This is a genomic window from Pseudarthrobacter sp. PvP004 (genome assembly GCF_017876035.1).
Lineage (GTDB): Bacteria > Actinomycetota > Actinomycetes > Actinomycetales > Micrococcaceae > Arthrobacter > Arthrobacter aurescens_A.
In genome coordinates, this window is record NZ_JAGINL010000001.1 from 4,514,658 (window position 1) to 4,526,963 (window position 12,306).

9 protein-coding genes are annotated in these 12,306 nt (G+C 63.7%); 5 read left to right on the top strand and 4 right to left on the bottom strand.

Annotated elements, in window-relative coordinates; all coding sequences use genetic code 11:
- The first annotated feature begins 120 nt into the window (after positions 1-120).
- From J3A64_RS20615 to J3A64_RS20635, 5 genes are all read left to right on the top strand, one after another.
- On the top strand, positions 121-684 hold the full coding sequence (locus J3A64_RS20615) for a GNAT family N-acetyltransferase (RefSeq protein WP_011776356.1): 564 nt from the start codon (positions 121-123) through the stop codon (positions 682-684).
- Between the two features lie 229 nt (positions 685-913).
- On the top strand, positions 914-1,201 hold the full coding sequence (locus tag J3A64_RS20620; RefSeq protein WP_011776355.1) for an HU family DNA-binding protein: 288 nt from the start codon (positions 914-916) through the stop codon (positions 1,199-1,201).
- Positions 1,202-1,331: 130 nt separating this feature from the next.
- A complete protein-coding gene (locus tag J3A64_RS20625) occupies positions 1,332-3,587 on the top strand; it encodes a cytochrome c oxidase assembly protein (RefSeq protein WP_374100553.1) in 2,256 nt (751 codons plus the stop codon).
- The gene (locus J3A64_RS20630) at positions 3,587-5,560 is read left to right on the top strand and encodes an NHL domain-containing thioredoxin family protein (RefSeq protein ID WP_011776353.1); all 1,974 of its coding nucleotides are present in this window, start codon (positions 3,587-3,589) and stop codon (positions 5,558-5,560) included. Before J3A64_RS20625 ends, J3A64_RS20630 begins: the two co-directional genes overlap by 1 nt.
- A gap of 164 nt (positions 5,561-5,724) precedes the next feature.
- Positions 5,725-6,564 (top strand): type IV toxin-antitoxin system AbiEi family antitoxin domain-containing protein, encoded by an 840-nt coding sequence (locus J3A64_RS20635; protein ID WP_011776352.1) that lies wholly within the window; start codon positions 5,725-5,727, stop codon positions 6,562-6,564.
- Between the two features lie 101 nt (positions 6,565-6,665).
- Here J3A64_RS20635 and J3A64_RS20640 read toward each other — a convergent pair whose 3' ends face one another.
- From J3A64_RS20640 to J3A64_RS20655, 4 genes are all read right to left on the bottom strand, one after another.
- Positions 6,666-7,694, bottom strand: a complete 1,029-nt coding sequence (locus J3A64_RS20640; protein WP_043806390.1) for a hypothetical protein — start codon at positions 7,692-7,694, stop codon at positions 6,666-6,668.
- A 115-nt stretch (positions 7,695-7,809) separates the two neighbouring features.
- Positions 7,810-9,534, bottom strand: a complete 1,725-nt coding sequence (locus J3A64_RS20645; protein WP_210065676.1) for a helicase HerA-like domain-containing protein — start codon at positions 9,532-9,534, stop codon at positions 7,810-7,812.
- Positions 9,535-9,537: 3 nt separating this feature from the next.
- Entirely contained in the window at positions 9,538-10,056 is a 519-nt protein-coding gene (locus J3A64_RS20650; protein ID WP_014922984.1) for a GNAT family N-acetyltransferase, read from the bottom strand.
- 57 nt (positions 10,057-10,113) lie between these two features.
- Complete coding sequence (locus J3A64_RS20655; RefSeq protein ID WP_210065677.1) at positions 10,114-12,072, bottom strand: FAD/NAD(P)-binding domain-containing protein; 1,959 nt, start codon at positions 12,070-12,072, stop codon at positions 10,114-10,116.
- Positions 12,073-12,306 lie beyond the last annotated feature (234 nt).

Below are 12,306 nucleotides of genomic sequence, written 5' to 3' on the forward strand. Positions count from 1 at the left end.
CCCACTGTGGATACTGCGTACATGGGACTCACCTCCTGACGGAAAATCACGATCACAGGAAAGCTATCAGTCGCCCCACTTGAGCGCAATCGCAAAGGAGGCGGCAGGTAGAGTCTGGGGATGATTCTCACGCGAAGCCTGGAGCACCACTCAGCTGGTAAAGAGGCTGGTCAGCTTTTTCTGCGCCCTCTGGAGCAGTCAGATGCGGCCGCCCTGGCCGCTGCCTACCGGCGGAACCGTGAGCACCTGGCACCGTGGGAACCGGTCCGGGCCGATGAGTTTTTCACCACCGCGGGCCAAGAAGCGGTGATCCGAGCGAAGCTGAACCTCTACGAACAGGGCAATGAGGTGCCCTGGGCGTTGACGACAGCGAAGGGCATCATAGGGATGATCACCCTCTCCGGTATTGTCCGCGGGCCCTTCCTGAATGCCAACCTCGGTTACTGGGTGGATGAGGCGTGGACGGGCAAGGGCGTAGCGTCGGGCGCGGTGGCCGCTGTGGTAGATATGGGCACCAATGAGCTCGGCCTGCACCGGATCCAGGCCGCGACGCTGGCGCACAACACGGCCTCGCAAGCGGTCCTGAAGCGGTGCGGTTTCGCGCGGATAGGGATGGCGCCGTCCTACCTTCGGATCGCCGGGGAATGGCAGGATCATGTCCTGTTCCAACGCATTATGTTCTAACCGGGAAGGACCTACGGAGTGCCAGCTGTGCCAGCTGCCATCGCCGTAGGGTACGCCAAGGGCGTAAAGCACTCCTAAAAACCCCGAAATTCCGGTGATTTTGGTCAAAAAGGCGCGGAAACACGCGGAATTTGCTGGCCATGGCAGCCCAAGCTGGTAAGTTTTCGAACAGTGGCTTGCTCGCATTCCGCTTGAAAGCTCAAAAACGTATGAGTCCAGGAGGACGTAAATGGCTAAGAACCGTAGTGAACTCGTTGCAGAGGTAGCAGGCAAGGCTGGCACCAGCCAGGCAGCAGTCAACTCCGTGCTCGATGCACTGTTCGAAGTTTTCGAGACTTCTGTCGCCGCCGGCGAAAAGATCACCATCCCGGGCTGGCTCGCAGTTGAGCGCACCGACCGTGCAGCTCGCACCGGCCGCAACCCGCAGACCGGCGAAACCATCCAGATCGCAGCCGGCCACAGCGTCAAGCTGACCGCTGGCTCCAAGCTGAAGGCTGCTGTCGCCAAGAAGAAGTAACTCTTCGGCGAACGCCTTGAAGGGACGGCAACCTGCTGGTTGCCGTCCCTTTTGCTGTTAAGGCTGTTAGTTAATGCACATAGCGCTCTTCCGATTCGCAGCCCGGCGGCAGGTAGCGGACAATGGATAAGTGCCATCAGTAAGAAGTTCCGCTACTGCCCCTTCGCCTGTTCCCAAGCCGGGAGCGCGGGGAGGCGCTTCGGTCGCGGGTATTTCCTTGCCGTGGCAACTGGCCGGACTGGCGGTGCTGTTCCTGGCTCTCGCAGCGGCCCTTATCTTCTCCGGCGCCTCAGCCGCCCGGCAGGTTTCTGATCCCGGTGAGTTGGTCCGGTGGGGCCTTCCCGTAGCGAAGGCCATCCACAACGTATCCGTGGCTACGGTGGTTGGTGGCCTGATCTTCGCTGTGGGCATCCTGCCCAAAAACCTTGGCGGTTCCCGGTCCCGTGAGAAGGACGTTGACGCGCCGGAACACCCGGCCTTCGCCCGTGCATTGGCCGTTGCGGCGGCGGCCGGCGCCGCATGGACACTGTCCGCCGTCGCGGTCTTGGTCCTGACATACGCAGACGTGGCGGGGCAGGGGCTGTCCGGAGATGCCGAGTTCACGCGCTCCCTGGTCTACTTCATGACGGACATTGAGACCGGCAAGGCCTGGCTCGCGGTCACCATCATCGCCGCCGTTGTGACCACCGCGCTGTTCGGCGTCCGATCATTGACGGGCCTGGCGTTCACACTCCTGCTGGCCCTGATCGGACTGGTTCCTACAGCCTTGATCGGACACTCCTCCAGCTCCAGCGACCACGAAGGGGCCATCAATTCTCTGGGCCTCCACCTGGTGGGTGTTTCCACATGGGTGGGCGGCATCATCATGCTCGCGGTCCTCTCCGGGATTCTTACGGGTTCCAAGAACAAGGGGACACCGGACATCACAGAGCAGACCCTGCGTCGTTTCTCGTCGCTGGCAGGCTTTGCCTTTGTCCTGGTGTTCGCCTCGGGTGTCATCAACGCTGCCATCCGCGTCACCAACCCCGCCGACCTTTTTGGCTCGGCCTATGGCCAGCTCATTATCGCCAAGTCGCTGGCCACCCTGGTGCTGGGCGGCATCGGCTTCATGCACCGCCAGTGGGTCATCCCGCAGCTGGGCAAGAACGGCTCCATGTCGGCCCGCCGTGTGCTGTGGCAGCTTGTTTTGGTTGAGCTTCTGGTGATGGGCGCGACGTCGGGACTTGCCGTTGCGCTGGGACGTTCGGCTCCGCCGCAGCCCACCACCTACGCGCCCGATGCCTCGCCGTCGTTCATCCTCTCCGGATACGAGCTTCCACCAGAGTTGACTCCGGAGCGCTGGCTTACGGAATGGCGCCTGGATTGGCTGTGGATGGGAATCGCACTGTTCGGCGCGGTCACCTACATCCTGGGCATCATCAAGGTCCGCAAGCGTGGAGATAAGTGGTCCTGGTTCCGGACAGCCAACTGGCTGATCGGCTTGGTGGTGCTCACGTACATCACCTCAGGTCCGCCCGCTGTCTACGGCCGTGTCCTGTTCTCTGCGCACATGGTGGACCACATGGCCCTCACCATGGTGGCGCCGATCTTCCTCGTCCTGGGCGCCCCCGTAACCCTTGCCTTGCGGGCACTCCCGGCCCGAGGCGAAGGTATCCACGGGTCACGGGGTTTGCGCGAATGGCTGCTGCTGTTTGTGCACTCCAAGTTCTCGCAGATCGTAACGCACCCGCTGTTCGCTGCAGCCAACTTCGCGGGCTCCATTGTGCTGTTCTACTACTCTGACCTGTTCAGCCTTGCGATGCGCGAGCATGTTGGCCATGAGCTCATGAACGTGCACTTCCTGCTGACGGGCTACATTTTTGTGCTGAGCATGATTGGCAGCGATCCTCTCCCGCGTCGAGCCCCTTACCCGATGCGCCTGCTCCTACTGCTGGCCACCATGGGCTTCCATGCATTCTTCGGCGTGGCCATCATGGGTGGCACCGGGCTGTTGGCCGCTGACTACTTTGGAAACCTGGGCCGGGCCTGGGGGCCGTCGGCCATTGGAGACCAACAATTGGGCGGCGCAGTGGCGTGGGGCATCGGCGAAGTCCCCACTTTGCTGGTGGCAATCGGCGTCGCCGTCTTGTGGTCCCGATCGGACGAACGGGAGACCCGACGGGTAGATCGGGCAGCCGACAGGAATAACGACGCCGATCTCAGTGCTTACAACGATATGTTTGCCCGGCTCGCTGACCGCGACGCAAAGATGGCAAACCGCACCACCCAAGCATCCAGGACGCCCCAGGGATCCACCACGGCGCAGGCGGAACGCAGCAACGCCGAACGCCCCACCACAGACTCTGCCGGGCAGACTGAACCGAACACCAAGCTGGAAGGACGCTGATGAGCGAAACCGTACGTACCCAACACCGGGTCCGGGCCTCCGAACTGGAGGGCCGCGGCTGGCTCAACACGGGCGGGAAATCCCTGGACCTCGAGTCCTTGCGCGGCAAGATCGTGCTGCTCGACTTCTGGACCTTCTGCTGCATCAACTGCCTGCACGTGCTGGACGAGCTGCGCCCCCTTGAGGAAAAGTACTCGGACGTGCTGGTGACGGTCGGCGTGCATTCGCCCAAGTTCGAACACGAAGCGGATCCTGTTGCACTGGCATCTGCCGTGGAACGCTACGAAATTCACCACCCGGTCCTGGACGATCCCGAGCTCGCGACGTGGAAGGCCTACACCGCCCGCGCATGGCCCACACTGGTGGTCGTTGATCCCGAGGGCTACATCGTGGCCCACCTCTCCGGCGAGGGCCACGCCGACGGCCTCGCTGTCCTCCTGGAGGAACTCGTGGCAGAGCACGAAGCCAAGGGGACCCTCCACCGCGGTAATGGGCCGTACGTGGCCCCCGAGCCGACGTCGGGCACTTTGCGCTTCCCCGGAAAGGCGACCCAGCTTCCCAACGGCAACTACCTGGTTGTGGACTCCGGCCATCACCGCTTGGTGGAACTCCGCCCGGACCTTGAAACCGTGGAGCGCGTCATCGGCTCCGGCACCAAGGGCTACCTGGACGGACAGTCGGAGATTGCACAGTTCAACGAGCCTCAGGGCGTGACGCTGCTGCCGTCGGAGCTCGCCTGGAAGCTGGGCTACGACGCCGTTGTGGCTGACACAGTGAACCACCGCCTCCGTGGCGTCACGCTGAGTTCCGGCTACGTGCAGACGCTCGCCGGCAACGGTGTTCAGCGGCTGCTCGACGCCGGTCCCGCCCGGGTGACAGACACCGGCGCCGGCACTTGGTCTGAACACCACGACGGCGGCCCTGCTGACTTCGCTGCCGACGCGATCGATGTGGGGGCGCTTGGTCTCGGCACCGAGGTTTCACTATCCTCGCCGTGGGATGTGGTCTGGAGCGAAAAGCTGCAGCGCGTCGTCATCGCCATGGCGGGAACCCACCAGATTTTCGCCTTCGACCCCCTGGCCAACGAGGTTTCCATCCTCGCGGGCTCCGGACTTGAAGGCCTGCTGGACGGCAAGGCGGAGGAGGCATGGTTCGCACAGTCGTCCGGGCTGGCCATCGACGGTGAAGACAACATCTGGGTGGCTGACTCGGAAACGTCGTCCTTGCGTCGCCTGGTCATCAGCGATTCCGGTGTGAGCGTGGAAACTGCCATCGGCAAGGGCCTGTTTGATTTCGGGTTCCGTGATGGCGAGGCTTCTGAAGCACGCCTGCAGCACCCCTTGGGTGTCACGGTTCTGCCGGACAATTCCGTGGCCATCGCTGACACCTACAACGGTGCCGTTCGCCGCTACGACCCTGCCACCAAGTCCGTATCCACCTTGGCGAGGGGCCTCGCTGAGCCGAGTGACGTCGTCGTGGTCCAGGTAGAAGGCAGCGATCCGCTGCTTATCGTGGTGGAGTCGAACAAGCACCAACTGGTCCTGGTTCCCATTCCCAAGGAAGCCCAGCAGGTGGATGAGGGAGCTGCGCAGACACACCGTCCCAAGAGCCCGGTGACCCCCGGAACCCTTGAGCTGGCAGTGCGCTTCAAGGCTCCGACCGGCCAGAAGCTGGACGACCGTTGGGGCGATCCCACACAGCTGAAGATTTCCTCCACGCCGCCGGAACTGCTGGTCTCCGGTGGTGGGACATCGGTGGGCTTGCTGCGCACCCTGGAGCTGTCCGCCGATGTTCCCGAGGGCATCCTCCACATCACCGCCCGCGCGGCCGCATGCGATGGTCCCGAGACTGAGGACGGCGAAATCCCCGATCACGCAGCGTGCCACCTCTACCAGCAGGACTGGGGCATTCCGGTAATCCTGCAGGCCGACGGTGAGTCCGAGCTGGTCCTGGACCTGCGCGGCATGGACTAAACGTTAGCTACCGAGAATGGCCCGGGTTTGACCCCTCAAGGGGTTGCCCGGGCCATTCTTATGCCGTGGGAACCGTCGAAAGTGGGCTACTCCGGAGCGACAGCTTATCCACATAGCCCACCCTGCGGCTGCTGGCTCCCTTGGTCAGACGGCACGCTGGAGGGATGAAACCCGAGGAAGCCCTGCGACAACTGGGCGGCGTGGCACTGACCCGGCAGGTACAAGGCCGTGGTGTCAGTGAAAAGGCGATTCGAGCCGCGTTGCAGGCGGGAAGTATCCAGCGCGTGGAGCGGGGAGTGCTGGGCCTCCCCGGCGCGGCTCCGGAGTTTGTTGCGGCTGTCAGAGCGAGATCGCTGCTGACATGCGCATCGGCGGCTGGCCGTTACGGCTTGTGGCTGCTGCACAAACCCGCTGAGCCCCACTACTGGCAGAACAACGGTCGACGGTCCGCCGGTTGCATCAGCCACCGCACGTCCCTGTCCCAACCTCGGCGGAGCGAGCCGTTCGTCGCACTGCCGGACGTTCTTTTGCACGCACTTCTCTGCCTTCCTCCGTTGGAATCGCTCGTGATGGTCGAAAGTGCCTATATTCGCGGCGACATCACCCTTGATTACTTGCGCCGCCATCTTGTGGGGAATCGGGGCGGGCAGGCGCGGAATGTGTTGGCCAAGGTGGATCGGGGCGCAGGTTCATTAATAGAAACCCTTGCACGGGTCCTGTTCCGTGATGTGGGCATCCGCACCGAGACCCAGGTCTGGATTGAGGGCGTAGGAACCGTGGACTTTCTCCTCGAAGGATTTCTCATAGTCGAGATAGACGGTATCGCATCCCACATGGAGCCGCGGCAGTTCAAAAAGGACCGTCGGCGGGACAACGAAGCAATCAGGCAAGGGATGCTGGTGCTGAGGTTCTTCTATGACGACGTTGTGCATGCACCAGAGCGAATGCTCCGGCATGTGCGTGAAGTTCTTCTTCGAGGGCCGGCTCGCATGTGGTCGAACTAGCCCACTTTAGGGCGGCTCTCTTGCCACCACAGGCATTGAATGGGGGGGCTAGGGGGTGGAAACTGGGCCAGATCCGACACCCGGGCCGCCCGAAAAAGAGGCTAGAAGGTCAGCATCGGGGTGACCGTCACAGCGTCGCCGCTGACGTCCAGCTGGGTGGTGAAGCTGAAGTCGTGCTCCACGTTGAGGTCGTTGACGAACCCGGTGAAAAGGTCGATCTCCCGGGCAGTCAGTGTGGCCTTGCCATCCAGGGGAGCCACTACCCATTTGCCACCGAACGGCTCGATGGTGATCTTGGGATACTCGGTGATTTCCCACTTGATGGTTCCGTCCACCACGCGGGCGTTGCTGGCGTGATAGAACGGGCAATCGGGTTGTAGACGCTGCTGCTCGGTGGCTTGCGCCGCGCAGCTGTCCAGGAATTCGCGGACCTTGCCGGCCACGGCTTCATTCATGGCGGCGGTAGACCGTGTCTGCAGGTTCAGGGGTGCCTGGCCGCCGTCGCGGGTTGAAACCAGGGCCGACGCTGCCGGCGCCTCGAAGTAGGTGCCGTTCAAGCTGGCCTCGTACTTGCCAGGAAATAACACGGCAAAGTTATTGCGGCCGTTGGGCATGTTCACGGGGACGCCGTTGAGTGTGGCCTCGCTGGCGTTGACCACAGTGACTTCTATGGTGGGGAGCGTAGTGGGCACAAACGCCCATTTGGCGAAGAAAAGCCACTGTGTCCCAGTCCGCTCCATCAGGAATTCAGTGTGGAGCCGGCTGCCGTCAAGACTGTAATCCACCGGCACCGCCATGCGGTTGCTGCCCCGGGCCTCGGGGTTTCCCACCTTGACGTCGGACATCTTGGAAACTGCGGTTTGCAGGGCCGTACCGTCCAGCATGGCAGGGTTGGAGCTGGGAATTTTGGCGCGCAGGAGGCCCAGAGCCTCTTCGCCTTCGCCCTTCTGCAGGGCCGCCAAATACTCCTTGACGGGCTGTTGAGGGCTGGCCACCGATGAGCTCACCAGGTTGATGCAAACGATCGCTCCTGCGGCAGCAAGCATCAGACCGAGCAGCCATCCGGCTGCGGTCTTGACGAACGCTTGACTCAACTGCACGCCCTTTACGTTACCTGCCGTGGCAGCCATCGCCGTGCAGGAATGCCTCGGAGCGACTTATATCCACCGTTTGGAGAAGGCCCGACGCCGGACGGCAGCAAGCGCTGCGGCCACCCGACGTCGTGGTTCCGGCAGCTGGAAAGGACTAGCGGCGTCGCCGCGAGGACGTGCCGAACACCCCGCGCATGAGGTCGCGTCCAAGTTGTGTTCCCATGGATCGGACCAGGCTCTTGAGCCCACCGCCCAGCGCTCCACCGAGTGCGCCGGCGATGTCACCGAACATACCGTCCTGCTGCGAGGTCGGAGCCGGTGCGGGAACGGGCGCGGGAGGTGCCGGGAAGGACTCAGGCGACGAGGACCGTGAGCTGGGCCGGCCCAGGATTTCTTCCTCGATACGGCGGGCTTCGGCGTCGATGTCGGCTTGCGAAGCCCCGGAAGGAACCCCGGAACTAGAAGCCGGCACAGGCGGCAATCCCGGCGCGGCGTCGCCCGTAGGAGCGGCCGCCTGCCCATTGAGTTTCTCGTAGGCGGAGAGGTTGTCCACGGCGGTGCCGTATTTGACCAGCAGGGAGGACGCCGCAACGGTGCTCCGGATGAGGTCATCGGCGCTTGGGCCCATCACGGATTCCGGGGCACGGAGCCGGGTCAACGCAACGGGGGTGGGTGCGCCTTTCTCGTTCATGACGGTGATCACGGCCTCACCGATGCCTGCGGACGTGAGGGTTTCTTCGAGGTCGTAGTCGCTGACCGGGAAAGTGGACACTGTGGCTTTCAAGGCCTTGGCATCTTCAGGGGTGAAGGCGCGAAGGGCGTGCTGCACGCGGTTGGCCAGCTGGCCGAGGACATCGGCGGGAACATCCTTGGGGGTCTGGGTGACGAAGAAGATGCCCACGCCCTTGGAACGGATGAGCCGGACGGTGGTGGTGATGGCTTCAAGGAAGGCCTTGGACGCACCGTTGAACAGCAGGTGGGCCTCATCAAGGAAAAAGACGAGCTTGGGCTTGTCCAGGTCGCCCGCTTCGGGCAGGTCCTCGAACAGGTCGGCCAGCAGCCACATGAGGAATGTGGAGAACAGCAAGGGCTTGGTCTGCAGCGTGGGAAGTTCCAGGCAGCTGATGACACCGCGGCCGTCCGGTGCCGTGCGGAGGAGTTCAGCGGTGTCGAACTCGGGTTCGCCGAAGAACTTCTCCATGCCTTGCGCTTCCAAACCCACCAGTTCGCGCAGAATCACACCGGCTGTGGCCTTGGACAGTCCACCAAGGTTTGCGAGTTCGGCCTTGCCTTCGTCCGAGGTGAGGTACTGGATGACTGCGCGGAGGTCCTTGAGGTCGATCAGTTCCAGGTTGTTCTTATCCGCGAAGTGGAAGATCAACTGGAGGCTGGATTCCTGGGTGTCGTTGAGATCCATGATGCGGGACAGCAGGATGGGCCCGAACGAGGTAATGGTGGCGCGGACGGGGATGCCGTGGCCGTCTCCACCGAGTGAGAAGAACTCCACCGGGAAGTTCTTGGCCTCCCACTGCTGGCCCAGCGCAGACGTACGGGCCGTCAGCTTCTCACTGCCAGTGGCCGGCGTCGCCAATCCTGACAGATCACCCTTGATGTCAGCGAGGAAAACCGGGACACCCGCCGTCGAAAGCTGCTCGGCGATCATGTGCAGCGTGACCGTCTTGCCAGTGCCCGTGGCGCCGGCCACCAGCCCGTGCCGGTTCATCATGGCAAGTGGGAGCCGGACCTGGGCCTCTTTGTGGATTTCGCCGTCAACAATCGCGGCGCCTAGCTCGATGGTGGCACCTTCCAGGGTGTACCCCTGCTGGATGGTGGCGAGTTTTTCGGCAGTTGTTGCGGTGGGTTTGTTGGCCATGCGCATAGCTTAGCTGTGCGCGGCAAGATCCTTGCTGAAGGCCAAATGCTTGATGTCCTCGGGGTCCGCAGCGAGGTCGAACAGTGCTTTGTAGCCCGTTGCCAGATACAGGTTTTTGGCTTCCGGCTGTCGTGGCCCGGTGGTGAGGTACAGCTTCCTGTAGCCCCGCCGTCGAGCCTCGTTTTCCAGTTCGGCCAGCACCAGCCGCGCCAAACCGCGGCGGCGGTGAGCTGAGTGCGTCCAGATCCGCTTCAGCTCGGCTGTGTGTTGGTCGTAACGGCGGAACGCGCCGCCAGCCACGGACTCGCCGTTCTCCTGAATGATGATCAGGGCGCCGTGGGGAGCTTCGAATTCCTCGGCCGGGTACCTGTTCAGTTCCTCCGCAGCGCCGCCGGTGCCGAACAGGTTGCCGTAGCGGGTTTCGTATTCGACCGCGAGCTCGTCCAGGAGCGGGCGAACGCGAGGATCGCGCATGGGCAGGCTGAGGACGGTAAGGCCCGACGTCGGCAGGGTGGGGGTGGTGGTCATGTCAGGCCTTTCGTAGGTGGAACCCAAGTAGGTAGCAGCTGAGGCCGTTTTGAGGGCTCAAAACGGCGTTAACTGCGACTCAGTTGGGCGGGTGGTGGCAACCGTGGACAGGATGCTCCGCGCCAGGGCGTCGTTCTCCCGGAAGGGTGCTGCGTTGGTGTTGGGACGGGCAAAAGCCCCCGCGCCCCACCCGGACGTCCACGGGCCTACCGCGAACAAACCCCTCTGTGGAGTAGCAACAGGGGACAGGACCTGGTGATTCCCGGAGACCAGGAGCTTCCCGGTGGAGTGGGCGCCCTCGGAGGTGAGGAGCCTTTGTTCGGTGCCCCATCCGGCGTCGTGCAGGTCAGCCAAGGCGGGATTCGCGGAACGCTCCACGGACGCAGAAGGCAGCCGCGCCTCAATGTACGCAGAGGCATCCACCACCACGGGCGACTGGAACGTCCCGGCTACGAACCTGCCAAGAGAGTCGTCGGCGCGGACCCACATGCCGGGGCCCAGGAACTTCAGGAGCCCGGCCCTGTGCAGGGCCAGCATCTCGCGCAGCCGGTGCGCGGGCGGCCCCGAGTCCACGAAACTGAAGAATCCGTGCCACCAACCATGGATGGTCTGCTGGGAGCGCGCGTTGAGCCGCTCTTGCGGGACCAAACGCCCCAAGTCCATGTACACGAACAACAGGGCGGTAAACAGGGCGAGGGTCTCGGAATGGTCCGGGCTGGTCCGGAGGTTGAGGTCGCTTTGGATGTACGCGGCCACCGAGCGCTGAACGGCCTGGTGATCGGCGAACGCGCAGCCGCTCAGGGGATGGTCAAGTTTCTCGAGGTCCAGAAGCAGCGCGGGGTCCCGCACGGAGAATGCCGCCAGCTCTTCCCGGGCAGCGCTGTACCAATCAAGGGCGTCGAACCTCGCCTCGAAGCTGGCCCAGGTACCCACCACGCGGGACGGGTACCCCGTGAACAGCTCACGGTAGTAGGCGTAGCCGGCGTCTTTGGCGATCAGGGGCCACAGGTGTGTGCGGAAATCGAGTTCCTGGTGCTCTGCGAGCAGGGCGTCAATGGCCTCTGCGGTGAAGTACCGCGGACGGGCGATCGGCTCGCCCCGCAGGACGGAGGAGATCTTGGAGTGGTACGGCACGCCGCGTCGTGATCCTGCCCAGACGCGGGGTTCGGCGCCCGAAGGCACATAGTCCAGTTCGCCGTCGGGCCTTTCTTCAAAGCGGCCGCCGCGGCCCTCAAACAGCAGCACCAGCAGGTCCACAAACGCGAGCCCCATGCCGGAGACGATCACGTCCTGCCCGGGCTCAACCGCGGAGTAGTCCACGTCCGTGGTGTACGACGGCGGCGCGTGGAACCCGCCGTGCCGGGCAGCGAATTCGCTGAGGCGTGCAGATTCGGGATCGGGCAGGGAGTCGGTGTGGCCCAGCGCGTAAACCACGACGTCGGCAACCACCTCTGCGCCGGAAGCCAGCCGCACGCGGTGCGCATCGTCGTCGTGCCCGCCGCCCGCCGCGGCGGAGATGCCGTCCGCCGCCGCCGAGACGCCGGTGGCCGTGTCGCGATGTACTGTCACTGTGACGTCCGGGCCGAGCGCCCCAACGGCGCGGCGGAAGAACCACTCAAGGTACTTGCTCTGTAGCTGCCGGGTGGGAAAAGACGCGGGAGTCAATGCGCGGAGTTGGTGGAGCAGGTGCGGCTCGAAAGCGGGAACGTCGCGGATGCTGCCATCCAACACCCCTGCCGCCCAGGTGGAGAGCCCGGGTCCGTCAACGGAAGGCCCATCGCAGGCCACCGAGGCATCCGTGAACATGGTGACGTCCGCAGCGGTGGAGTTCAGCAGCAGGCCGGGATCCTGGTCATAGCGCCAGATCCTCCCGGAGCCTGGGTGGTGTGGTTCGATGACGTGGACGTGCAGGGGACCTGCGAACAACGCGGGACGGTTGGCGGCCAGCCGTTCCAGGACGCCGGCCGTGCGCGGGCCGCCGCCAATGAAGGCGATGGCGGGTACTCGAGACGGCATGGGATCTCCTGAAAGCAGTGGTTGGTGATGCCCAATCTAAGGACGAAGCAGGCTGCCGGTCGAGGCGGCGGTAACCGCCGTTCACCACACGTCATGCAGCGTTAAAACGCGCAAAACCACGTCTCATAGGACGTCTCGTGACGCAGATTGTGACGCTGTGCGAACTCCGGCGAAGCCGCGCGAAGTCCAGTGAAGAAGTGCAAATTCCCGCCTTGCTGCCGGGTTTCGCGCGGC